We start from the raw sequence: 24,933 nt of genomic DNA on the forward strand, positions 1-24,933 counted from the left end.
TCCAGTGCTAAACTAAAAGAGTAGTTCTAGCAGTCGTCACCCGCCTTATTTTTCTCCCCTAATTGAGTTTCCCAAAGTATTTTCTGCTTAGAAATTCCCACCAGCTTATCCTGCATTAACAAAGAGTATTTATCATGAATACAGAGTCTTCTTCTCTAAAAACCAGGGGATTTACCCTGATTGAATTGCTGGTTGTGATTGCCATCATCGCCATCTTGATCGCTTTATTATTGCCCGCGGTACAACAAGCCAGAGAGGCAGCACGCAGAAGTTCCTGCAAAAATAATTTGAAGCAACTTGGTTTGGCAATGCACAACTATCATGAAACGCATTCCATCTATCCACGTGCCAATTTTGAAAGACAAGAAGCATCGACCCATGGATATGGGAATTATTCTTATCTGGCATATTCTGCGCAAACGATGCTCCTGCCGTTTATGGATCAAGCTCCCCTTTACAATCAATTTAACTTTTCACTCGCTCCAAACCAATCCACGAATGACGCAACGAAAAGAGCGGTCATTCCTGCGTTTCTCTGCCCTTCAGATACTCGCTCGATTTCGAATGGTGGTGGTTATGGGGCCGGTCCGGGAAACAGTTACGCTGTATGTGCTGGACCATCAATATACTGGTTTGGATTTACGCCTTCGGCGACCAACACGTCCCCTCAGAATCTTCAGCATCAAGTCGGTATGTTTAATTATCGGAAAGCAATCCGAATTCGAGACTTGGTCGATGGAACTTCGAATACCATCGCCGCTTCGGAAATTATGATGGGTGATGGTAATAACGATGCCTCACAAATTGGCGCCGGGGATACCGTTCGCGGAGTGGGAAGAGGAAGCACTGCTTACTCATTCCCGTCTCAATCAGATCTAAATACCTGGGGCAATGCCTGCTTAGCAAAGAAAAACTCTCTCCCGGCTTCTCCCGCTCCACGGGGAGACACCGGTTCAAACTGGGTCTACGGGAATAGCGGGTTGACGGTATTTAACACGTTGACCAACCCCAACTCCAAGTATCCCAACTGCGTGAGCTGTGCCACTTGTGGAACGAATGATTCGACCGGCCTGTTTCCCGCCCGCAGTCGGCATACGGGAGGTGTCCATATCCTGATGGGTGATGGCGCCACTCGATTTATCAGTGAAAACATTGACAATGCCACCTGGCAAAATCTGGGTGCGATCGCTGATGGGAACGTCCTGGGTGAATTTTAGAGCTGACTCAAAGCGGTCGTAGCGGTCTCAAATCTCTCATGATTGTTTTAGAGAACTCATACTACCTGTAGCAGGTTCATTTTACTGAATCGTAATCTTTTTCGAGAGATTACGATTCAGATACTAATATTAAGAAAGCCAGATCCATGAAATCTCTTAATGCACTACTACTGTGCCTAATTCTAATTTGCCCTGTTGCCAGTGGTTGTTCGGGTGAAGCAGCTCCTCAAGTCCCCAGTTCCGCAGAAATCGTTGCTTCTTTGAAAGCAAATCTCCAGCTCGTCGTAGACACCGGTGAAGGTGGAAGCGGTCTCGATATTTTGAGAACGGAATTTGAAGAACTTAAAACACAGGCCCCCGATAAAGCACAGGCCATCGAGAACGATTTTCAAGCGCTGCTGAATACGTCAAAATCTGAAAATCGTAAATCATTGGCAACAAAAATTATCGGGGCACTTCAGTAGCCTGAGAAAACTCAAATATCCGGCTGCGGTACAGGCGGTTTCACTTTCCACCAGACAGTCATCAGCAAAGGGGTTTTATCATCATTCAAAATCCCCTCCACCTGGATAAACTGGTTCCCTTTCACGCGGTAAATGAATGATCGCGGTGCTTTCTGGATTTTACCTTTGTTCGGCCCGGTTAAAACTTCCAGATCATAATAGGTAAAGAGATTCGCATCGGACATCCGCTGTAGCCGGTACTTGGCCTGGTGGGCATGAATTAGCGTGCCATTGCTGTCATACAAATGTAATTTCGTAACTTTCCCTGAGAACTCCTGCTCGACACGAAGTGGTGCCCCGTTCCTAGCCTTATCATTTCTGACCCATTTCCCTTCCAGAATTTGATAGTCTTCTTCAGGAGCGGGCTCTGCAGAAAAAGCGGTTGTCCAACAAAACAGAATCGCAGCCAATAGAACAATTTGTTTCATTGGTCCCTTCCTTTACTTTTGAAATCCATTTCCGAAAGTGCGCTGTCGTACTCCGAGACTTAGTCTAATCGCTCGAAATGGAGCGGGTGATCGGACTCAAGGTCAGCCACGCGCATCGAGATTTTGCCATCGAGTACATCGGTTAAGAGATCTCCGCAGACCTCGGCCCGCCAGCCCGACATCAACCGTGGTTTTTCTTCACCCTGTTCTTTATAAACATGATAGCGGACGAGGTGCCTTAAGTCGGCTGAAGTACCAACCAGTGTTTGAGACACATTCATTTCTGCACAACGATTTGCCAGCGCTATCCCCAGCAGCTTTCCAATGACTTGCTCATCCTGATTCTGCTGGTTGCTGAGGTTTTCCATATGCTGCGGGAGCTGATCGTTGGGAATCTGCTGGGCCTTGGCGATACGCTGAATCAGTTCAGGAGCCACCTTAAACATATTTTTGCGATTGAGATCACGCGTTGCCGTCAGATCTTGTGTGGTACTTGGCTTCCGGCGTGCCAGTTCGATTAACAGATCATCACGCAATACGCGCCGCGCGGGTTGATTTTTTTCCTGAGCCACTTCGTCACGCCAGGCAAACAACTCTCGCACAATTGCCAGTTCACGCGACTTCAATTTATGTAAGCCGGAAAGACGCCGCCAGTTTTCGCGATAAAACTCGGAATCGACTTCATCAACCATCCGCTGGAACTCGGACTCTGCCCAAATAAGCCGCCCCAAATCACTCAGTTCTTTTTCCTGTATTTTCCAGATTTTCAAGACGTACTTTACGTCATCCAGCGCATATTTAATTTGCTGCTGAGTCAGCGGTCGTCGTCGCCAGTCTGTGCGTGTCTCTTTACTGCCGGCCTTTTCGCTGAGCACGCGCGCCACCAGCGCGGTATAAGAAATCGGAAAGCTGCGCGACCGAAGTCCCTCGGCAATCTGCAGATCTACCAGCTTCTGAGGTTTTTGGCCGGAGAAGTGTCGACAAAACCGAACCTCTTCCCGCCCCCCGTGCACGACCACCGTTGTGGAATCGTTGGTCATAATCTCCCACCAGGGAGAGAGGTCTTGTACCTCATAAGGATCGACTGCCACAGATTGACCATTTAAGGAAAACTGCAAGAGCGAAAGCTCGGGACGATAGGTGAATTCTGAAACAAATTCGGTATCGAATGAAACGATGCCCGCGTCTAAGATTTGATCACATAAGGCGATAAACTCAGACTGCTGAACAATGAGTGGGCTCGACATCCTTTGATAACTTCCTTTTCTTGGACCAGGAACCGCAGATCTTTCATCTGCCGAGAACCCGTAGATTTTATCATTCTTAAACCCTAATGTTGTAGATATTTATTGATTTCGTCAATGAACTCAAGCGTTTTTTGTGTCCCTTACTACGTTTACTAGGATCCCAGAAACCTGCGCGCTCCCAAATAAAAAGCCCTGGAAGTCCGTTCGATTCACAAAATCTGGTAAGTTCTACCGGCTACGATGACGATTCTGTTTATACCAGGCTCAGGAATCTCTGGCCCCTCGGCAAATACTGCCGATTATTAACTTGGCTTATTAACTACACTCCAGGAGTGCATTATCATGGAAGATGATGATCCACCAGGAGTCCCGGAGTGGGTAGTGACTTATGGAGACATGATGTCACTCCTGCTAACATTCTTTATCATGCTGGTTTCCCTGAGTGAAATCGTCAACGATGAAAAATTCCGGGCCGTTCTGGAATCCATTCAAAACTATTCGGGGTACCGCACAGGTCCGGTCTCTCCACCTGGAAAATATTTCCCCATGAACTCGCTCGTCGAACAAATGAGCATGCTGGGTGCCTTTACAGATAGCCCTGACCGTGGAAGAGGGGGGATTAAAACACGCGCCCTGGAAGGAAAGGACGTCCGGGTATACCGCACGCGGGAGGGAGTTCCCGTAAAAGTAGGGGAAGCCTTGCACTATAACCAGACCGACATTGCACTAGATGCAGATCGCAAAGAGAAATTGGACGAAATCATCCCGGAACTGGCAGGGAAACCGAATAAAATCGAATTGCGGTCACACACTTCCATTAAACCACTGCCCGCCGATTGCCCGATTCAAGACAAACTGGTCCTGACCTATGATCGGGGACGTAACGTGATGCTCTATCTGATCCAAAAAGGAATTGCCCCGAAACGAATCAGAATTACAGCCGCATCCGATTATGAACCACCATTGAAAACCGGCGATGAAAAGTCGGAACAAATGGACCGACTTGACGTTTTATTGCTGGATGCCTTTGTCAATGACTATGTAGGTCCCAGAAAGTAAGCCGGAAAACAAACTGGAAAATCAACCAGCAAGCCCGCTTATTCTTCGGTCAATTCCGTCGCCTGCTTACGCAGGTAACGTGTTGAGGGATCCTGCATTTTCAAAATGTGCGGCGTCGAGGCTTCTTCGTGGGCCTCATCAATCCGGCTTGTAACACCGGGAGCCAAAGGCACATACATCGACGAAACACGAGCATTCATACTATTTTCTTCTGCTTCATGCATTTCCTGGTCCTTCATTCTCATTTCATCTAACACAATCGGATTCCATGTTTCTTTCCGTTGATCAGATGGCACATAATGCATCCGAGCCCAACGTCTCATTCGGAATTCCGCTGCTAAAGAGCTTGCAACGCTTGCCTCTCTTTTCATTCTGTGATGCCCTTCACTGATGAATATTCTTATAATGCAACTACAACAGGAATCGTCTCAGAACACCCATCAGCCAAAATCAATTTATTTCTGTGACTTGCTTTAAGTGAGATTCAACTCAAGATGCAGCTATTCCAGACGCAACCCGAACAACAACACTCTTAGGAAGAATACCTAAGACCACAATAACAGCCAGATACGAAACAATCATCAAAACCAGTCCCGAGAGCCCCAGAACGCACAGCTAGCCACCCTCTTCCTCACAATCCCTAGAATCGTCATCAGAGATTTGATACCGCGAAAAGAACAGGCCGAAAACATCACGCGTCGATTTCGTGACGCTCTCTATCTGTCTGGACTGCGACTCATGCAGAAAAGTAAATGACAGAACGACGATCACGGCAGCGGTTAGCAAAATAGACGATCGGACTTTTTGATTTTCACTCAGAACCCCCAGCATCGGCACATACCAGGACCGATTTGTGACTGGGATTTTATTCCCCGGATTCCATTGTGGAACGTCTAGAGCCAAATCCGGATGGACAGCAATTCGCTCTTCACCCGGGCGAACCGCATCAAAATCAACACGTGCTACTTCAGAACGAAATTCCGGATCATGCTCTAAAGAATGGGCAATTTCTCGTAGATACTCAACCTGATTTTCCAGCGAAACCAGCTGGACCTGATTGGCAAGATACTCGTTTTTTAAACTCAAATAAGATAAATAGCGAGGGGACAGCAGAACCGCAGCAAACAGGATCGCTGCGATAAATAGAAAGATCCAGAATGTCAGTGAAATCATCCAGCCGAATCTGGATTCCTCATTCTGATTCTGTGTGACAGACACAATTATTCAAACCCGATCTGAATTAATTCAAGTATACGTGGGAAAAGCCAACACGCTTCTCCTTCAATCAAAATCGTCATTCCCACTCAGGACTCTCCATCCACTGGCAAACAGCAACGGTTATCCGCCTTGTTACCAATCTGTCGATTAGAAAATGGCACAACAAAAAACTCCCCTTTGAGATCTCAAAGGGGAGTTGATTTTCAATATCGTTTTTTGGCAGATCAGGAAATTGTTCCACCAAAAGTTGCTTCATTTCCCAGAATTTCTTCAATTCGGAGCAACTGGTTGTACTTGCAGATACGATCGGTTCGGCTGGCGGAACCGGTCTTGATCTGACCGGTACACAAGGCGACAGCAAGGTCGGCAATTGTGGTATCTTCTGTCTCACCAGAACGATGGCTCATCACAGCGGTGTAACCATTGCGGCCTGCCAGCTGGACTGCTTCGATTGTTTCAGACAATGTTCCAATCTGATTGACTTTGACCAGAATACTGTTGGCGATTCCCTCATCGATGCCGCGCTGCAATCGTTTGGGGTTGGTCACAAACAGGTCATCACCCACCAGTTGCACTTTGTCTCCCAGGCGATCTGTTAACAGCTTCCAGCCAGCCCAGTCATCTTCTGCCAGACCATCTTCGATGGAACAGATCGGGTATTTATCAACCCATGATGCCAGGAAATCAACCATGCCTGCAGAATCGAATTCGCGTCCTTCGACCGTATAGATCCCCGTTTCAGTGTTGTAGAATTCGGTGGAAGCTGCATCCAGAGCGATCTGGACCTGATCGCCGACTTTGTAGCCTGCCTGCTCAATTGCGGTCAAAATGACATCAATCGCGTCTTCGCTGTTGGGAAGGTCCGGAGCAAATCCGCCTTCATCACCAACGGCGGTACTCAGGCCTTTAGAAGAAAGTACTTTCTTCAAAGAGTGGAAAATTTCCGTTCCACAACGCAGGGAATCGCTGAAGTTATCAAAGCCCAGAGGCATCACCATGAATTCCTGCAGATCAATCCCGTTGCTGGCGTGCTCACCACCATTGATGATATTCATCATTGGGGCAGGCAGACGATTGGCACCGACGCCACCCAGGTAACGGAACAGCGGCAAATCGGAAGCATGTGCGGCTGCATGAGCGGCTGCCAGAGAACAAGCCAGAATCGCATTCGCTCCCAGACGCGATTTATTTTCGGTACCATCCAGATCCAGCATGACCCGGTCGATCAACAGTTGGTCGGAGACATCAAGATCAACCAGAACATCGGCGATTTCGGTGTTCACATTCAGAACCGCCTGCTGAACACCTTTGCCCAGAAAACGGTCTTTTTTATCGGCGTCACGCAGTTCACAGGCCTCATGTATGCCTGTGCTGGCACCACTGGGTACAGCAGCGCGACCGACAGTTCCATCTTCCAGCTCGATATCCACTTCCACTGTGGGATTCCCGCGACTGTCAAGAATTTCACGGGCATGAACGGAACTAATGGCAATACTCATCGTTTGTAATTCCTCAAAGATAAATGAACTCGATCTACTGCACCTGCAACAGATCAACAATTTTTGATATTTTCGCTGTTTAAGAAGCATCTTTTTAGCAGAAACCAGGAGCAAGCTCAAATGACTGAGTTTAGATTGTATGAATCTTTCACAGACCTGAAAAAATCGTCTGCCCCAAAAACACCCAAAGTATGACCAGACTTAAAGATGCAACCCAAGTGAAGAAAACCCTTAAAAGCGGCAGCCTTCCGCCATTTTCTGATAACCACACAAAACAGAGACCTTGAACAGGTTGTTTCGATTCGAGGAAATGGCCTGCTGGAAAACCAATTAATACGGGCCAGGATCGATGCCCAATCTCGTCAGACTGGTCTCAGCATGTTAAACTGGAACGTTCCAGATCCGAGCGAGAATGCTCTGTATAACACAAATAGAATACTCCCATTCAAAATCATACCAACTGAAAAAATCTCCTGATGAGTTCAACTTCACCACAAACCAGCCCGCAGACAACAGAAAAATCGTACGCCCCGCTTGCTGTCGAACCGATGGACCCCCAGCTGAAAACCATCCAGCCGGGGGGTGGCATGATTATCAATCTGGAAATGTTCTGGGGACGCTGGCGCCGGCTCTGGTTAACAACCTTTCGACGTGGCTATGTCCAGAAAATGCAGAGCACGCGCAAAGGCGACTTCAACCCCTGCCCGCACGAGGTGCTTGATCCGCGTGACTTGAAGTATTATGAAAATCAGGGGGGCTATTACTGGGACGAACAAGACGATCCGTTTGCCTATCGCAGCCGCCTGCCATTTGCCCGGGAAGGTTTAGCAGAACTGATTGTGCTCTCGACTCTCTTCTTCGGGGGTATGGCACTGTTAGCCGGACTGATTCTCTCCAGCCAACTTTCGGGTGCTCTCGCAATCATTGGCTGGCTGCTGGTCTTTACCCTGTTTTTGCTTGGCCTGGAAATCGTCTGGTTCTTTCGCAACCCCAGGCGTATGATCCCCGAAGGAGAAGGCGTGGTCGTCTCCCCCGCCGATGGGACGTTCGATACGATCGAAGAATTGGACCATCACGAATTCATTGGCGGCCCTGCCATTGAAATTGGTATCTTTCTCTCCATCTTTAACGTACACATCAACCGTGTGCCTGTGGCAGGCAAAATTATCAAACTGACTTATCGACCCGGTAAATGCCTGAACGCACTCCGCCCTGAATCAACGCGGGAAAATGAACGGCTGGAAATCTACCTGCAAACTCCCGAACCCACATTGAGACCCATGCTTGTGCAGCAGATCACAGGCGCGATCGCCCGTCGCATTGTCTGTCGACTGAAACCGGGAGACGAATTATCCAAGGGCGCCCAATTTGGTATGATCAAATTAGGCTCGCGAACCGTGATTGTATTTCCAAAAGAAGAAGGGCTGGAAATTCTGGCAAAACCAGGCGATAAACTGAAAGCCGGTTCGAGCATCCTGGCGAAATATGCCTCGCCAAATAAAGCCGCACCAGAAAAGACCCCTTGATTAACTGCTGAGGAAACTGATGAAAAAGAAGCGCAAACTGATCGCCGTGCTCCCGACGTTATTAACGTTGGGCAATGCCGCCTGCGGATTCGGCGCGATCACCTATGCTGCGAAAGTCGGTCCGGAATACCTGGGCCAGGCTGCCACCGGAGGCGGTTTAACCCGCATGCTGGGAACCACGCCCGGCCTCTTCAATTCGTTTGATAACCAGCACCTGTTTATTGCAGCGGTGCTGATTTTCGTCGCCATGCTGTTTGACGCACTGGACGGCAGCGCTGCCCGCTGGACCAACCAAACCAGCGAATTTGGCGCGCAACTCGACAGCCTGTGCGATGCCATCAGCTTCGGCATCGCTCCTGCATTTCTAATGCTGCAAATGGTTCAGTTTCGCACCGACTATCACCCGCGTTTACTCTGGGTGATCGCCTTGCTGTTCGCCGTCTGTACTATCTTAAGATTAGCACGCTTTAATGTGGAAACCGATGAAGAGGACTCTCACGAAGGCTTCAGTGGACTCCCTTCCCCGGCAGCGGCGGGCGCGGTCGCATCGTTCCCCATCGCCATGCGCGGACTTTATAAACTGGCTGAAACCGAACCAGGGTCATTTTCACAATCTGTCGCGCAGTGGCTGATTCCCGCTGTCGAATGGTCACTCCCCTGGATCACATTCACCCTTGCCGCCCTAATGGTCTCCCGCATTCGATATATGCATGTGTTTAATCAATTGTTCACTGGCCAGCGCAGCCGACGCCATGTGATCCAACTGGTATTTTCGATCGCCTTGATCTTCCTGGTCCAAGAACTGGCAATCCCCGTTTTATTCTGTTATTTCGCATTTTCGTCTCCAATTCGTGCTTTTTGGGAAGAAGTACTCTCCGGGCGACTATACAAATCGAAACAAATTTGAGAAACTGGATGGTTTAATTCCCCTTACTTATCGAACCCTGAAGGTACTGTCGCCGATGTTTACGGGACTGGTCGAGGGTCGAGGTACCGTTCATCTTTTGGAAAAGAACGGCTCAGCCATCGATTTAACTCTTGAGATTTCGGATCTCATCACGAATGATGCCCATATCGGTGATAGTGTGGCCATCAACGGCTGCTGCCTGACTGTTGTTGAAATCAATGATGGCTATCTGAAGTTTCAAGCAGGCACAGAAACCTTAGCCAAAACCAACCTGGGGCTGTTAACGGTTGGTGATCTGGTCAATTTGGAACGACCCCTGGCGGCCAACGGGCGTCTGGGGGGCCACTTTGTTCAAGGTCACGTGGATGGCGTAGGTTCGATAAAATCCATCGACCAGGACGGGGAATGGATTACAATGTGGTTCGAAGTCCCTCAGGAACTTGCCCTGCAGATGGTGCCCAAAGGATCGGTCACCATTGATGGAATCAGTTTGACGATTGTGGAATGCCAACAAACGGCTTTCAGTATCGCGCTCATACCGCACACACTGGAAGTAACCACACTCGGCCAAAAACAGGTTGGCAGCGTGGTAAATATCGAAACAGATATCCTCGGGAAATACGTTCAAAAACTGATTCCCTTAACACTTGATGGTTTCAATGAAAGACGATGAAAGGCAGACTCGATCTTATTTAATGCAGCTCTTCGAGCGGCATGGCTTTAACCCGCGCTCTGATCTGGGTCAAAACTTTCTGATCGATATGAATATCGTCGAGTACGTCGTTCAACACGGCAATATTCAACCGCAGGATATTGTGCTCGAGATTGGCACCGGAACCGGCGGGATGACGACGTTTATGGCACAGCGGGCCCTACACGTCATTACGGTCGAATACGATCACAACATGCATACGCTGGCCAGTGAAGCCATCCAAAGGTACGACAATATCACACTGCTCAATTGTGATGCCTTAAAAAATAAAAATCACATGTCCCCCACGGTACTCGATGCGATTGAAAAACAACTGGCCGCCAATCCCGGCAGCCAACTCAAACTGGTCGCCAATCTACCCTACAACGTCGCTACGCCGATTATTTCCAACATCGTCGCCTCCGATCTCCCTTGGACTCGCATGGTGGTAACGATTCAATATGAACTCGGCTTAAAGATGTGCTCTAAACCATCGAGTTCCAATTACGGTGCTTTGTCGGTCTGGCTGCAGTCGCAATGTTTTGTCAAACTTCTGAAAAAACTGGGACCCACCGTTTTCTGGCCGCGGCCCAAAGTTGATTCTGCCATCATGCAGCTCACTCCGAACCCGAAGCTCAAAGAAACGATCAAAGACCGTGTCTTCTTTCAGGATTTTCTGAGACGGATCTTCCAGCACCGACGAAAATTGATGCGCAGCACTATCGTAAGCATGTATAGCAAGCAACTGACCAAGTCGGCTGTCGATGAGATTTTATCAGTCCACGGCATCGAAATCGAAAAAGCGCGGGCCGAAGAATTTACGATTTCCGAAATGATCGAACTGGCAAATTCGTTTCAGGAACAAATCGCACAACAGACGGGTGCACAATCGACGGGCATTTAAAAATCGACCAGAGTCCAAACCAATGGGCGAGAACTGGTCAATCAGAGAGAACTGGTTTTATAAAAAATATTTTCCTATAAAATCAAACCATTCTAGAAAATACATTAAAGAGACGCGAAGGAGAGGAACAATGGAAGATCGAATTATCTGTCAGGGAATTACCTTCGATGATGTTTTGCTGCAGCCCGCTTATAGTGAAGTAATGCCTTCCGAAGTCAGTGTTGCCACCCAACTCACCAAAAATATCCCCCTTAATGTTCCCATCATCAGCAGCCCCATGGACACAGTCACAGAAAGTGATATGGCCATTGGGATGGCCCAGGAAGGCGGTATTGGCGTCATCCACAAGAATATGACGCCGGAACAGCAGTCGATGCAGGTCGACCTGGTCAAACGCAGCGAACACGGTGTCATCGTTGATCCTGTTACCCTCCCCCCCGTAGCAACAGTGGCAGAAGCTGCCGAAATTATGAAGCGGAGAAACATTGGAGGTGTCCCCGTCACGGAAAATGGGAAACTTGTGGGGATTTTAACGAGCAGAGACTTACGATTTCTTGACACGCCAGACACCTGCATTTCTGAAGTAATGACGAAAGATAAGCTTGTGACGGCTGCAGGAGATACAACACTTGAGGAAGCGCAGCGGATATTATTGGAAAATAAGGTCGAGAAACTTCTGCTGGTTGACGAAAATTATCAACTGAAGGGGCTCATAACGATTAAAGACATCTACAAGACGATGCAGTTCCCGCTGGCCTCAAAAGATTCACGAGGACGGCTGCGTGTGGGAGCTGCGGTTGGTGTATTTGATTTTGAACGAGCCGCTTTACTGATTGAGAAGGGCGTTGATCTCCTGGTTGTTGACAGTGCACATGGCCATTCTGGCAATGTTGTACAGACCGTGAGAGAAATTAAAAGCCGATGGGACATCGATGTGGTCGCCGGAAATGTGGCGACAGAACAGGGTGCCCGTGATCTGGCAGATGCAGGTGCAGATGCCGTCAAAGTCGGAATTGGGCCCGGATCAATTTGTACGACGCGAATCATCTCAGGTGTCGGTGTGCCGCAATTAACGGCCATTTCCAATGCAGCAAAAGCATTGAAAGGGACTGGAATTCCAGTCATCGCCGATGGGGGAATTCGTTACAGTGGTGATATCGCCAAGGCACTGGCAGCTGGTGCTCATACGGTGATGCTAGGGGGCTTGCTCGCCGGTCTGGACGAAAGTCCGGGTGAGTTGATTTTGTATCATGGACGAAGCTTTAAACGCTACCGTGGTATGGGATCGATGGGAGCAATGGTTAAAGGTAGTAGCGAACGCTACCGCCAAAGTTCAATCAGTCAAGATGGAAAGGACACTGCTAAAAAACTGGTACCTGAAGGAGTAGAAGGACGCGTACCTTATAAAGGTCCGCTGCAAAATTTACTCTATCAACTCGTGGGTGGACTACGGGCAGGCATGGGTTATTTAGGAGTCCAATCTATCGCGGAAATGCGAACCGAGGCCCGGTTTATTCAGGTTTCAGCAGCAACGGTTAGGGAGAACCATCCGCATGATATTGCAGTTACTCAGGAAGCACCAAATTACACAGCCGAACATTCCATGGAATAGTCGCCGTCTGCGATGGCTGTTGGCCGTGGCACTCACGCTGGGAATGAGCCCTTTCTCTGTCGCAAGCGAACCTGCTTCGACAGATCCTTTTCTTTCTCAGTCAGCAGAACCAGCACAAACCTGGGAAGAATTGAAAAGCCGTTCTCCGGAAAAACGCTGGGAGTCTCTCTCACGCGAAAATAAACGTGAGCTGAAAAAACAGGAACGCAAAGAGCGTCGGGAACAACGCAAGTCGAATCAAAATCCCGATGCAACCGAAGTTGCACCCGAGTTCCGTAAGATTCCGGATCATTTTTCAACACCGACCGTTCCAGCAATTACCGAAAACACACAACCGGGTTCAGCGAACGTCAATTCGCTTTCTGCTCCCCAAAGTAACGTGCCGGTAACCACTCTCGAACCGATCGCAGAGCCGTTTAAAACAATCGGTCTGGAACAGAAGCAACCGGTAGCCAAAAGTGCCACGACTAACCTCGATTTCAACACATCAACCCCAGCAAATGCCAGCGGCAATTCAACTCCAGATTATCCCTTATTCCCAGAGGGGAATTCAAGCGGGTCCCGTTTTATCAACGAACAAAAAGCCTTTGATAAGGATGCAGCCTCTCCCGGGTATGACGACATGAAATTTGCCGGGGAAGATCTCGAAGATGAAACGCCGCACCTGCTGAAGAAAATTGGCGGCATTCAACCTTTCTTCGATTATGAGCCCGATCCAAACATCGCGAAAAATGAACCATGCCGAAACCTTTGTCCTCGTCCGGATGGCAAACCCTGCAAACTCACTGAAGCAGAGGGTGGGATGGTGATGGAATGTCCGAAAGAATTTCAGTTGAGCCGTGAACCGTATGTCGGACGGAATTTCTCAGAAAGTATTTATACCTGGGAAGCTTCCGACATCAATTACAATCCGCTCTATTTTGAGGACACCAACCTGGAACGTTACGGGAACTCACGCAAAGATCTGGTGCAGCCCTTTGTCTCTATAGGACGCTTCACCGGTCAGTTACTTGCACTCCCCTATCAGATGAGCATCGACCCTGTACGAAAAAAGATTTACCCTCTGGGCTACTACCGTCCAGGCGAATACACGCCTAAACGAATCAACGGGATTCCCTGGAATACAAAAGCGGCCGTTACCGAAGGACTTACAGCAACCGGCCTGATCTTCCTGCTGCCTTAAGTCAAGCCGAATCGCTGGCCGTTTTCAAGCAGGAACTCCTGATTCAAAACGGCCGTGGTTGCTGAAATGATCGAAATTCGATATTCTCTAAACAGACTTTGCTCTACTAGTGCAAAGTCTGTTTTTGTATTTGAATTCAAGCGGAAATCAAGCGTTTAAGAGAGTAAACAACCCAGCCATGTCGATCGACCCCAGTCAAAACGTATCTTCTGCCTCGCGTGAGTTAGCCAACGATATTATCAAACGCGTTGCCAAACTGGTTAGCGAAGCAGAAGCGGAAACCAAACCTCTGGAACTGGACCCTTACCGCGGTCAACTGTTCGAGTTGTTCGTTATGGCAGATGGCGCCGGTTTTGTTTCGGCAGACGCAGAGATTGATCTCACCGCCGACAACCTCTGTCGCGAACTGGCAAAACACTGGGGCCTGACATCAGCGACTCAGGATGCCGTTGAATCACAGGCGAAACTTCCGCCGGAACAATTAAGTAAAATGCGCACCCTCTGGTCCGTATTAAGGCTCTGGATGGAATGGGATTATGCCTGGAAACGCTGGGAAGAATTTCATCCCAGTGGTGGAACAGTCTGAACCCGACCGAATGCGTTGCGCCACCAGCGGCAGATCATTGGCACAATTCGTCCCAGAACGCTACGATCCGCTGGCTGGCCTGCTCACTGGTAAAACAGTCCAGCGCCCGCAGCCGCGCCGCATCTGCGAGGGACTGGCCGAGACTTCGATCACTTAACACCCGTTTGATGGCGTCGGCTAACTCAATCGAGTTACTGGCGGGAACCAGTAAAGCAGAAGCGCTGTGCTGCACAATTTCACTGGTCCCCCCCACGTCGGTCGCCACAATCGGCAGTCCACTGGCAATCGCTTCTAATAAAACCCTGCCCAGAGGTTCCTGCTTGGCCGGGTGCACCAGCAGGTCGGCTTCATTCATCAACCATGCGATATCTTCCCGGTATCCCAGCCGATGCAGGCGACCCGCTAAGCCTGGTTGCGCAAACGCAGCCGTAATGGCCCGGTCATAGTCGATGCTCTCCTGCTTCTGTGAGTGCCGCTCTCCGACGAGAACAAAATGCGTGTTCTGATCTCCTTGCGCCGCCAGAATCGCCGCTGCTTCCGCGAGGACATCCTGCCCCTTGCGCAGCCCGAGTTGACCAATGGTTAAGCAGAGCCTTGCATCGTTCGGCAGCCCCAGCTCCTGCTTCAGAGCCCCCGTCGCCGGTCGTGGCTGAAAGCGTTCCCCATCGATACCATTATAGCAGACGGTCACTCGATCCGGCTCTAATCCCTGCGCAATGTGAAACGCACGGGTTGCCTCGGAAACCGCAATCAATCGCCGGTTCTGGTTCAAATCCCGGATCGCCGCTTTGCTGAGTTTGATGATATCCCGCAAGTGCCCCGAACAGGGAATCGGCCACTGTGACGCCAGCGCACCAGTCAAACGCGACATCGAAAGACTGTTCGCATGCAGCAAATCAAAGCCGCCTGCCTGCAGTGTTGGTAACATCTGAGCCGCCACGTCTTCACGCGATAAACGCTGCCTCGCTGAGTCATGAAACGACATCGCGTGACATTCCACATTCAACGCCGCCAGCTGTCCTGCCAACAAGCTCTCGGCAGGACAAAACGCGACGAACTCAAACGAGTGCCTATGCAGCCGTGACAGCACGGACAGCATCGAATGCTCGCCCCCATTCAACGAACCAAACTCAAATAAGAGGGCAATCCGCTTCACGTTCAGTCAGCTTTTGGAGGTTGATCGAGTTTCGCTTTCAGAACCGCTTCTTTGGTTTTTCGCAAACCCGTTTGCGCCACAACCAATGGGTCCTGCTGCCAGTAATCCTTATTGAATAATTCCAGCGACAACACGCCTCGGAAACCGGCCTGATGAATCATGCGGAAAATTTCAGACAGCGGCGCCACACCATCACCGGGGTAAACACGATGCGAATCGTTAATCGTCTCACGCGGCGGATCGGCGGGATAGTCATTGACATGGAAGACCTGAATCGCAGAACCACTCAGCAAACCAAGTCCTTCAAAATCAGAGCCCCCTTTATAAATGTGATACACGTCTGGCAGCAGACATGCTTGTTTGTGCCCGCTTTCAATGGCGACAAACATCGATTCTCCCAACCGGGAAAGCGATTTGGAAAAGCCCCAGACTTCGACTTGCGGAATCACTCCCATCTGATCGCCCAGTTCCAGTAATGCACGATAACGTTTGGCTGCTTCGAACAGATTCAAATCGGTCTGATTGGTCGCTCCCGTTGGAGGTGCTGCGATCCGAATCCCGCCGATCTGACGCAGCGTGTCCATATCCCGCTTTGCCTGTTCCAGGCCTTCCTTGCGTTTCGCTTCATCATCGACAATCCATTGCGCGAAGCCAATGGCACTCTCCACAGTTAAACCTGCGTCCTGAATCTGTTTTTTCAGATCGGCCAGTGAACCACCGCCTTTGACGTAATCATCAATGTCACGCACCCAGGGTTCAATCGAATCGTAGCCGGCTTTGGACGTTAAATCGATCTGTTCGACGATTCCCAGTTTCTGACCGCGAATGGTACTGGTATTGAAACAATAGCCAAAAGGCTCAGCGGCACTGCGCGTGGAGGAGGGAGCAGCAGAGGCAGTGGGAGACGCGGTAAATCCGGCCGCCAACACACCGCCTGTTGCAGCCAGCATTTCGCGTCGGTTGAGGTTCGATTGCATGAAGATGATTCCGGTGGGAAGAAGTATGAGTTTGTTATCCTTCTAAGCTACCGCAACCATAGACCATTTTCAACCTGTTCCCATCCCACGATCGAAGGCTTCCAGATCTCGCTGAAACAGGCTCAGCACTTTATGCAGTGTTTCCCGGTTAATTTTCCAGCTCGGATTGTCAACCGTATAGCGATTGCAGTGATCAACGATCAAACGGTAAAGAAACTTAAACAAATGCCGCGGCACACGTAATTGCGCAAATTGTGAAATCAATTCCTGTTCGGTAATCGAATCGTCGAACAAATCCTTAATCGAGTGTCCTGAGCCATGATCTTTGGAACAGGCCCGCACGCGATCACAGGCGACGTCATAGAGAGACTCACCCGTCCAGTCTAGCGATGTAACCAAGTTCTGCTTATCCAGCCGCGAACGTTCGTAAAATTCCTTCTCTTCCCGCTGCAGATAATACACCACGTCAGAAGGCAGCAGCAGTTTAAACGCCACGCCTGGATGCTTTAACAATTTATTGTCGAACATCGGCCAAAGCAGATCACGCATGCGCTCGGCGGAACCGTTGACCAGATGCGGTTCATCCACGCGGTCCACCAGAATCACGATGTTCGTGAAACCCAGCTTCTTGAGAATCGACTGAAATTTGGTCAGCAGCTCATAACGGTCATCGCTCCGATCCCGACAGGGAATCGGTTGACCGGCGAGTTCCCGACGTTCAATCCGCATCAGAATTTTTCTTAACGCATTCGGCAGATGATCAAACACGCGCACTTCCCGTGTGACCCGCCACGCTTTCCACATCAGCGTTGTTTGTCTCCACAACCAGGGAGCCCAGCCAGCAAACATGATCAGCCAGATCCACCACTGGCGAAAATCTTTCCAGTCCCCCAGATAAAATACCAGGCCGACGGTCACCATCGTCACCAAAAAACCCGCACCACGTTCAAACTCGGTTTTCCAGCATCCGAATTTCAGTTTCCTGCGCAATCGGTTCCAGCGCAAAACGGCCGGCATATCCAGACTGTGATCATAAAACGCCGCCAGCAATAACAGGTCCCGCTTTTCCAGATGAGACAAATGAGAAACCTGTGATTTCGAAACCGATCGAATATTGTTCTCTTCAGAATCGTCTGGTTCGATGGTCTGGCCGATCAGCTGAGTTACACCCAGCGAGAGAATGGCATCCATGTGATCCCACAGTCGCCAGTACGAAAGCAATCGCTCGGGGCGTCGTTTACGACCTGAATACCGCTCGCGAAAACAGTCCAGAAACGGATTAAAATCATCATATTCAATCACGAACACACGGCTGTCGGGATGATCCGCATTATGTTTTTGTAACTGTTCGATCATCTGCATCCGGATCGCCGTTTTGCCGGCTCCCTTCTCACCAAAGACGACAGACGTCGACGGATTGGCGGGATTGGAGAAAATTTTGTCCCACACCGGATGATGCGTCCCATCCAGGCAGAATTCCTTGAATACATGATCGCTCTGGGCATCTTCCTGCCCAAACGGATTTTCAGTAATCCCGTGATGATCTAAAAACTGTTGTACTTTCATAACATCTTACTTATATGAAAAGAACTCGGTTAAACTCTTATAATGAAGCGACTTAGACTGGTTGACCACATCAGGTGACAGTCCCACTATTTGACTGCCAGTATGCTCGGATCAGTGCTTGTCAAAATGAGAAAACTAGGTAACCAGACTACCCTTAAAACATAGGTCATAGATCGTGAAAATGGTAGCCCTTAGATTGGGAGTGCCTGAAAATAGTCGCTGATTTTCATCCCAGAAATCGAGACACCTCTTGCAAGTTTGCTTCTGTTTCAAGAGAATCCATCACTCATTGATGACGTAACCACTGGGAAAGCGTCCTGTTTGTGTTCGTACGGAAGGTTGAATTCAACGTTGAACTGGCTCCCTCTACTTGGTGCAGTAGCACTGTTTGCTATTGGCCTGCGCCTCTCGGCCCTCTTCAGTGGTTCCGAAACAGGTTTTTACCGTGTCAGTTTCTTACGATTGAATATCGATGCCAACCATGGTGATCTGGTTGCCAAACGGCTCTGCTGGTTTGCACAGAACCCCAGTTATTTTGTCGCCACCACACTCATCGGAAATAATCTGGCAAATGACCTGACCACCATCGCCATTTCGATTGGCGTCGCCGAAGTGTTTCATCAGTCGGGTGGCTCTGCTGAAATTATCATGACGATCTTATTCACGCCGATCATTTTTATTTTTGGCGAGCTCGTTCCCAAAAACCTGTATTATCGGGCACCATCCCTGCTGCTGAAACGTTACTGTTTCTGGTTTGATCTGTTTTATCGGGCATTCTGGTTGATTAGCACTCCCCTGGTCTCCATCACACGCCTTTTGGAACGATTCTCTCCCGATCGCACCAAACCTGCACAGCTGGTGCTGGGACGCCAGAGGCTGGCTAAAGTTCTCGAAGAGGGGCACCTCGAAGGTCTGCTTGGTAACGCGCAAAAACAACTGGTCCGCGGGATGTTCAACACGGCAGCCCAATCCGTCATTAAAGTCATGATTCCCCAAAACGAAATCACGGGAGTCACACGCACCACAGACGCCACGGAAATCATCCAGATTGCAAAACAGAACCGGCTTTCGTTTATCCCGATTCGCGCCCGGGGAAATCAGAGTGAATGGACGGCTTACATCAAACTGGTCGACCTGATTACATCTCCCTCTCCCATCATCCCCGCCGTGTATAACATGCCGCAAATACAAACCGATTTCAGTATGCTCGAATCACTCTATCTCTTGAGAAACTCCTCTGCCGCGTACGGTGCCGTTTATCAGAATGACACACAGGTTGGCATCGTCAGCCAACTGGATCTCGTAAATGCCCTCTGCTCCTCACAAGGCCCCTTGATATTAGATCCCCGTGCCTTATAAGTGCATTTCTGCCGGTTTTTCGGCTGGATTGCGGGATCGGACCAACGGGCGTACAATCAACGCCCTATAGAATATCGAGATTCTCCAAGACACCGGAATCGTATGATCCAAGCGCCAAATGAAGGCCATTCTCCTGAACCCCTCTGCAATTCCTGTGTCTGATTTCATAACATTAGTATAGTCGTCTAAATCTATTTTAGTTGAGCCGGAATCATCATGACCCAACGTCGCATTTTAGTCACCGCTGCTTTGCCTTATGCCAACGGTGATATTCATATTGGCCATCTCGTGGAATACATCCAGACCGACATTTGGGTCCGGTTCCAGAAACTGCGCGGACACAATTGCCGTTTCTTCTGCGCCGACGATACGCATGGCACCGCGATTATGATCCGCGCCCGACAGGAAGGTCGCTCTGAAGAAGCATTGATCGCCGATGTCCGCGAAAAACACATCGCCGACTTCACCGGCTTCAACATTGAGTTCGATAATTACGGCAGCACGAACAGCGAACAGAACCGTAAACTCTGTCATGAAATCTGGTCTGCGCTCCGCGAAGCCGGTCTGGTTCATGAAAAAGAAGTCACACAATTGTTCGACGTACAGGAAAATACATTCCTGGCAGATCGTTTCGTCAAAGGAACCTGCCCAAAATGTAAAGCCCCTGATCAATACGGCGATAACTGTGATAAATGCGGCAGCACTTACACACCCGCCGACCTGACCGATCCGATCAGCACGCTTTCCAATACTACACCGGAAGTCCGCACCGCCGATCATCTGTTTGTCCGCATCGAAGACCTGCACCCGTTTCTCGAAGAATGGACCCAGTCCGGCAAACATCTGCAAACGGAAGTCGCCAACTATCTTAAAGGACACTTCCTGGGAGACCCGCTCCGCGACTGGGATATCTCCCGCCCCGCCCCTTACTTCGGCTTTGAAATCCCCGACAGTCCTGGAAACTACTGGTATGTCTGGTTCGACGCGCCCACCGGATATATCGCATCCACCCTTGAATGGTGCGAAAAGAGCGGCGAAGACTTCGACCAGTGGTGGAAGAATTCGGGAACCGAAGTCCATCACTTCATCGGCAAAGACATCACCTACTTCCACACACTGTTCTGGCCCGCGATGCTCAAAACCGCCGGCTTCAATCTGCCCGAAAAAGTCCACATTCACGGTTTCCTGACCGTGGACGGCGAAAAAATGGCCAAATCCAAGGGCACATTTATTAAAGCGGCCACCTATCTGAATCATCTTGATCCTGCCTGCCTGCGTTACTATTACGCGTCCAAGTTGGGATCGAGACTGGATGATCTGGATCTGAATCTGGAAGAGTTCACTCAGAAAGTCAATTCAGACCTGGTAGGCAAGGTGGTCAATCTGGCCAGTCGTTCGGCCAAGTTTGTCGCGAACACTGGACTTTCCGAAACGTATCCGGACGACGGCGGACTGTTCGCACACGCGGCCAAACAGAGCGAAACCATCGCGGCCGCTTATGAAAACTGTGACTACAACGGCGCAATGAGAGAAATTCTGGCTTTGGCCGACCGCGCCAATAAATATGTCGAAGATCAGAAACCGTGGGAACTACGGAAAGACGAAAGCCGCCAGCAGGAACTGCAGGATATCTGTACGATTGCCTTGAATCTGTTCCGTCAGATTGTGATCTACCTGTCTCCCGTACTTCCCCAACTGTCCGAACAAACGGGCGAGTTGTTGAATGATCCCATTACAGACTGGGACCAGGCACAGACCCCGCTGTCGGGAACCGCCGTCAATAAATTCAAACACTTATTTAAACGTATCGAAGAGAAACAGGTACAAGCCATGACCGATGAAGCAAAAGAAGAAGCCGAAGCCGCCAGTAGCGAAGTCGCCGCCTCCCAATGGAACGATGGCGGCGAGGCTCTCGAACAGGAACCGATGTCGGAAGAATGCACGATTGATGACTTCGTGAAAGTCGACCTGCGTGTAGCACGCATCGTGGAAGCCAATGCGGTTCCCGAAGCGAACAAACTGCTGCAACTGACGCTGAGTCTGGGTGGCGATGAACGTCGCAACGTATTTGCTGGTATTAAGAGTGCGTATAACCCGGAAGAGCTGGTCGGTCGATTGGTCATTTGCTGTGCGAACCTCAAGCCACGCAAAATGCGATTTGGTACCAGCGAAGGCATGGTTCTCGCATCAGGACCGGGTGGAAAAGACGTCTTTCTGCTCACACCCGATGAAGGCGCCGTCCCCGGACAACGCGTTCACTAAACTACGCATTTGAAATCAGATGACACATTAAGCCATCAGAGTTTTCTCTGGTGGCTTATTTTCTTCGTGCCTCTTCAATCATGCCTGTTGACTTTTGTGGCTCGGACAAAAACAACCTGTTCCGAACAATCCACCCTACCGACAAACCCCGCAGACTTTCGCCGACCCAGACCTTCTGAACAATAAATGCAGCCCGATCCACTAATCAGGAGAGATTTCACTTATTTCTTGGGATGTCCTCAACGACAGTCGCTCCAATCATCCCAATTGCTACAGAACGGCTCATGAACCGTGAATTCTCCTGAAATTAAATTGACTCCCCATTTAAAAAACATAGATTTTCGATGGCCAGTCAGTCGGTATCCCTTCTGATACTGGTTATTGCAATCTGGGATCTGAAACGTGAATTGAAACAATAGACATCACATGTTTTCGATCCGGAAGCGCTTTGGAGTTCTCCCACCTTTCCTGAGAGGAAAGATGAATGGAGAATTCTTGATAACACTTTCAAACAACAACAATGTGACAAGCACATTCTTAAATCTCGGAGAAGGGCAATGACTAAAACAACACAACGAAACATCAGACGTGCGGGTTTCACACTCGTCGAAGTCCTGATTGTGGTCGTGATCCTGGGGATCCTGGCTGCAACAGTATTACCACAATTTACATCAACGAATGACGACGCTAAAGAATCTGTACTCGTACAGGATTTGCAGACTCTGCGTGGTCAGATCCAACTCTTTAAGTTCCAGCATAACGGAAAATACCCAGCCGACGGTTCGTCAGACACTGACGATTTCCGTGATGCGTTGCTGCTTTCCAGCGACAAAGATGGCTCAACTGGTGCTGTAGGCTCCAAAGCATTTGGCCCTTACCTGATTGGCAACATTCCTCCCAATCCTTACACGGGTGGTCGTGGAATCATGATCGTCTCTGATGTGCCTGGTACGGAAACCGACGAAACTGCCAAAGATGGTGATGAAATTGTCGGTTGGATTTATGATCCTGCTACCGGCCAAATCAAAGGAAATAATGAAGGTGATGCCGCTGATGGCAGCAAACTAGACACCTTCTAGAGAACGGATTCCGCCAGCTCTGAAGCAGTAGCGGACGGCTCTCGATAATTAAGAGTGAACTGAAAAGACCCCTTATACGAGGAATCGTGTAAGGGGTTCTTTTTTTTGAACTACCGAATTGAGTTGCTTTTCCACGCCAATTGCTTTTAAGTATTATTGAAGCACCTGGTTAACTGATCTCGCAGCGTCGCGCTCCGTCAGCGGGACTGCCTGCAGATCCAGAAAGGCAATTTGAAATGCAACTCTTCAAGATTTCCGCCGTATGCATTCTGACGCTGTTGTTCACGACAACATTGCACTCTGCAGAAAATACGGATCAGAAACCATCTCCCCAACGCCCCAACATCATGGTGGTCCTCTGCGATGACCTGGGCTATGGCGACCTTGCCTGTTATGGCCATCCGGTTATTAAGAGCCCCAACATCGATCGTTTTGCGCAAGAAGGTCTGAAGCTGACAAGCTGTTATGCAGCCCATCCAAACTGTTCCCCTTCGCGGACCGGCCTGATGACGGGCCGCACTCCCTTCCGCGTCGGCGTCTTTAACTGGATCCCCATGTATTCCCCGATGCACGTCCGCAAACAGGAAATCACCATCGCGACATTGTTGCGACAAGCCGGCTATGCCACCTGCCACGCCGGTAAATGGCATCTCAATGGCATGTTCAATATGGTGGGGCAGCCTCAACCTTCCGACCATGGGTTTGATCACTGGTTTGCGACACAGAACAATGCTCTGCCGACTCACGAAAATCCTTTCAATTTTGTGCGAAACGGGAAGCCCGTCGGCCCGCAGGAAGGCTACGCGGCACAACTCGTCGCCGATGAAGCCGAGGACTGGCTTGTCAATCTGCGTGATAAAGAAAAACCGTTCTTCATGTTTGTCTGCTTTCATGAACCACACGAACCGATCGCCAGTGCAGAACGGTTCCGCAAGCTCTACACCGCGCCTGAAGGCTCCACCCTGCCCGCACACCACGGCAATGTCACCCAAATGGACGACGCCTTTGGCCGTATTTTGAAAACACTTGAAGATCAAAAACTCCGCGACAACACACTGATCATCTTCACCAGCGATAACGGCCCGGCGATCACCAAACGCCATCCGCACGGTTCTTCCGGACCGCTCCGCCACAAGAAAGGAGCGACCTACGAAGGCGGCATTCGCGTGCCCGGCATTGTGCAATGGCCCGCTCATGTCAAACCGGGTACCACCAGCGGTATCCCTGTCTCAGGTGTTGATATTCTGCCAACCTTATGTGCGGTCGCGAAGATTCCTGCCCCCACAGACCGCGTTCTGGATGGCACAAACATACTGCCGCTCTTGAAAGGCGAGCCACTCAATCGCACCAAACCCCTGTATTGGCAGTTCAATCGGGCACGCAACGAACCGAAAGTCGCTATTCGCGATGGAGAATGGAAACTGCTGGCACGACTCGATGTTCCCACTCCCAAACCTTCGGGCAGCATTACAGAACAGGAAATCATCGATCTGAAACGAGCCAGACTCACCGGTTTTGAACTGTATCATATTCAGAATGATATCGCCGAAACCACAGATCGCTCTGAGAGTGAACGAGAGATCTTCGAGAAAATGAAACAGCAGATGCGGGATATTTACGAAGAAGTGCAAGCGGAAGCACCCCGCTGGCCCGCCTGGGAAAGATCTGGATACGAAGGCAAAATCATCTCTGAGTATTACCGCAAGCAGGCGGAAAAGAAAAAGCAAAACCAGAAACAACCCTGAGTTGATATCACACCATGTTTCAATGCCGATTCGCCGCAGGGCGATAGCTGTGGTTCATACCCATTTTCAATGACCAGTCCGAATGAATGAGAACGACCTGGTTGTAGTTGGACTGCTGTTTCAAAAACGGTGGCTCGCGCCATTCCGCTCATGACAGGAATGTTATCGAGTACAGTCGTGTTTTTCGTGATTGAAGATCGTGAGTTCTA

The 24,933-nt window shown here is 49.7% G+C and carries 22 protein-coding genes; 14 read left to right on the plus strand and 8 right to left on the minus strand.

Annotation, left to right across the window (positions count from 1 at the left end):
- The first annotated feature begins 134 nt into the window (after nucleotides 1-134).
- A complete protein-coding gene (locus AAC022_RS22000) occupies nucleotides 135-1,217 on the plus strand; it encodes a DUF1559 domain-containing protein (RefSeq protein ID WP_339734499.1) in 1,083 nt (360 codons plus the stop codon).
- Nucleotides 1,218-1,363: 146 nt separating this feature from the next.
- The gene (locus AAC022_RS22005; RefSeq protein WP_339734501.1) at nucleotides 1,364-1,681 is read left to right on the plus strand and encodes a hypothetical protein; all 318 of its coding nucleotides are present in this window, start codon (nucleotides 1,364-1,366) and stop codon (nucleotides 1,679-1,681) included.
- Nucleotides 1,682-1,692: 11 nt separating this feature from the next.
- On the opposite strand, the gene AAC022_RS22010 is transcribed toward AAC022_RS22005, so the two are convergent.
- Together AAC022_RS22010 and AAC022_RS22015 are read right to left on the minus strand one after the other, a co-directional pair.
- Entirely contained in the window at nucleotides 1,693-2,148 is a 456-nt protein-coding gene (locus AAC022_RS22010; protein ID WP_339734503.1) for a hypothetical protein, read from the minus strand.
- A gap of 59 nt (nucleotides 2,149-2,207) precedes the next feature.
- A complete protein-coding gene (locus AAC022_RS22015; RefSeq protein ID WP_339734505.1) occupies nucleotides 2,208-3,395 on the minus strand; it encodes an HRDC domain-containing protein in 1,188 nt (395 codons plus the stop codon).
- A gap of 342 nt (nucleotides 3,396-3,737) precedes the next feature.
- Between AAC022_RS22015 and AAC022_RS22020 the strand changes: the two genes are divergently transcribed.
- On the plus strand, nucleotides 3,738-4,454 hold the full coding sequence (locus AAC022_RS22020; RefSeq protein WP_339734507.1) for a flagellar motor protein MotB: 717 nt from the start codon (nucleotides 3,738-3,740) through the stop codon (nucleotides 4,452-4,454).
- Between the two features lie 38 nt (nucleotides 4,455-4,492).
- Here AAC022_RS22020 and AAC022_RS22025 read toward each other — a convergent pair whose 3' ends face one another.
- From AAC022_RS22025 to eno, 3 genes are all read right to left on the minus strand, one after another.
- On the minus strand, nucleotides 4,493-4,777 hold the full coding sequence (locus AAC022_RS22025) for a hypothetical protein (protein WP_339734509.1): 285 nt from the start codon (nucleotides 4,775-4,777) through the stop codon (nucleotides 4,493-4,495).
- 292 nt (nucleotides 4,778-5,069) lie between these two features.
- Nucleotides 5,070-5,627, minus strand: coding sequence for a hypothetical protein (locus AAC022_RS22030; RefSeq protein ID WP_339734511.1), 558 nt, complete (start codon nucleotides 5,625-5,627; stop codon nucleotides 5,070-5,072).
- 269 nt (nucleotides 5,628-5,896) lie between these two features.
- The gene (gene eno, locus AAC022_RS22035; RefSeq protein ID WP_339734513.1) at nucleotides 5,897-7,171 is read right to left on the minus strand and encodes a phosphopyruvate hydratase; all 1,275 of its coding nucleotides are present in this window, start codon (nucleotides 7,169-7,171) and stop codon (nucleotides 5,897-5,899) included.
- 476 nt (nucleotides 7,172-7,647) lie between these two features.
- On the opposite strand from eno, the gene AAC022_RS22040 reads away from it, so the two are divergent.
- The 7 genes from AAC022_RS22040 to AAC022_RS22070 all read left to right on the plus strand — a co-directional run bounded on the left by AAC022_RS22040 (nucleotide 7,648) and on the right by AAC022_RS22070 (nucleotide 14,580).
- Entirely contained in the window at nucleotides 7,648-8,697 is a 1,050-nt protein-coding gene (locus AAC022_RS22040; RefSeq protein ID WP_339734515.1) for a phosphatidylserine decarboxylase, read from the plus strand.
- A 19-nt stretch (nucleotides 8,698-8,716) separates the two neighbouring features.
- Nucleotides 8,717-9,604 carry a CDP-diacylglycerol--serine O-phosphatidyltransferase gene (gene pssA / locus AAC022_RS22045; RefSeq protein ID WP_339734516.1) on the plus strand — a complete coding sequence of 296 codons (888 nt, stop codon included), beginning with the start codon at nucleotides 8,717-8,719 and terminating at the stop codon, nucleotides 9,602-9,604.
- A 55-nt stretch (nucleotides 9,605-9,659) separates the two neighbouring features.
- Nucleotides 9,660-10,277: a riboflavin synthase gene (locus tag AAC022_RS22050; RefSeq protein WP_339734517.1), complete on the plus strand. Its 618-nt coding sequence runs from the start codon at nucleotides 9,660-9,662 to the stop codon at nucleotides 10,275-10,277.
- On the plus strand, nucleotides 10,264-11,199 hold the full coding sequence (gene rsmA, locus AAC022_RS22055) for a 16S rRNA (adenine(1518)-N(6)/adenine(1519)-N(6))-dimethyltransferase RsmA (RefSeq protein ID WP_339734518.1): 936 nt from the start codon (nucleotides 10,264-10,266) through the stop codon (nucleotides 11,197-11,199). The genes AAC022_RS22050 and rsmA overlap by 14 nt, the downstream gene beginning before the upstream one ends.
- A 130-nt stretch (nucleotides 11,200-11,329) precedes the next feature.
- Nucleotides 11,330-12,811, plus strand: coding sequence for an IMP dehydrogenase (gene guaB, locus AAC022_RS22060; RefSeq protein ID WP_339734519.1), 1,482 nt, complete (start codon nucleotides 11,330-11,332; stop codon nucleotides 12,809-12,811).
- A 25-nt stretch (nucleotides 12,812-12,836) separates the two neighbouring features.
- Complete coding sequence (locus tag AAC022_RS22065; RefSeq protein WP_339734521.1) at nucleotides 12,837-13,994, plus strand: hypothetical protein; 1,158 nt, start codon at nucleotides 12,837-12,839, stop codon at nucleotides 13,992-13,994.
- 178 nt (nucleotides 13,995-14,172) lie between these two features.
- Nucleotides 14,173-14,580, plus strand: a complete 408-nt coding sequence (locus AAC022_RS22070) for a hypothetical protein (protein ID WP_339734523.1) — start codon at nucleotides 14,173-14,175, stop codon at nucleotides 14,578-14,580.
- Nucleotides 14,581-14,614: 34 nt separating this feature from the next.
- Here AAC022_RS22070 and AAC022_RS22075 read toward each other — a convergent pair whose 3' ends face one another.
- From AAC022_RS22075 to AAC022_RS22085, 3 genes are all read right to left on the minus strand, one after another.
- A complete protein-coding gene (locus AAC022_RS22075) occupies nucleotides 14,615-15,736 on the minus strand; it encodes a glycosyltransferase family 4 protein (RefSeq protein WP_339734525.1) in 1,122 nt (373 codons plus the stop codon).
- 2 nt (nucleotides 15,737-15,738) lie between these two features.
- Nucleotides 15,739-16,713 (minus strand): sugar phosphate isomerase/epimerase family protein, encoded by a 975-nt coding sequence (locus AAC022_RS22080; RefSeq protein WP_339734527.1) that lies wholly within the window; start codon nucleotides 16,711-16,713, stop codon nucleotides 15,739-15,741.
- Nucleotides 16,714-16,782: 69 nt separating this feature from the next.
- Complete coding sequence (locus AAC022_RS22085; protein WP_339734529.1) at nucleotides 16,783-18,279, minus strand: hypothetical protein; 1,497 nt, start codon at nucleotides 18,277-18,279, stop codon at nucleotides 16,783-16,785.
- Between the two features lie 351 nt (nucleotides 18,280-18,630).
- Between AAC022_RS22085 and AAC022_RS22090 the strand changes: the two genes are divergently transcribed.
- The 4 genes from AAC022_RS22090 to AAC022_RS22105 all read left to right on the plus strand — a co-directional run bounded on the left by AAC022_RS22090 (nucleotide 18,631) and on the right by AAC022_RS22105 (nucleotide 24,724).
- Entirely contained in the window at nucleotides 18,631-19,638 is a 1,008-nt protein-coding gene (locus AAC022_RS22090) for a CNNM domain-containing protein (protein WP_339734531.1), read from the plus strand.
- A gap of 216 nt (nucleotides 19,639-19,854) precedes the next feature.
- Nucleotides 19,855-21,900: a methionine--tRNA ligase gene (metG, locus tag AAC022_RS22095; protein WP_339734533.1), complete on the plus strand. Its 2,046-nt coding sequence runs from the start codon at nucleotides 19,855-19,857 to the stop codon at nucleotides 21,898-21,900.
- A 557-nt stretch (nucleotides 21,901-22,457) separates the two neighbouring features.
- Complete coding sequence (locus tag AAC022_RS22100) at nucleotides 22,458-22,979, plus strand: prepilin-type N-terminal cleavage/methylation domain-containing protein (RefSeq protein ID WP_339734536.1); 522 nt, start codon at nucleotides 22,458-22,460, stop codon at nucleotides 22,977-22,979.
- A 236-nt stretch (nucleotides 22,980-23,215) separates the two neighbouring features.
- Nucleotides 23,216-24,724 (plus strand): sulfatase-like hydrolase/transferase, encoded by a 1,509-nt coding sequence (locus AAC022_RS22105; RefSeq protein WP_339734538.1) that lies wholly within the window; start codon nucleotides 23,216-23,218, stop codon nucleotides 24,722-24,724.
- Nucleotides 24,725-24,933: the final 209 nt, after the last annotated feature.

It is taken from the genome of uncultured Gimesia sp., assembly GCF_963976445.1.
Classification (GTDB): Bacteria; Planctomycetota; Planctomycetia; order Planctomycetales; family Planctomycetaceae; genus Gimesia.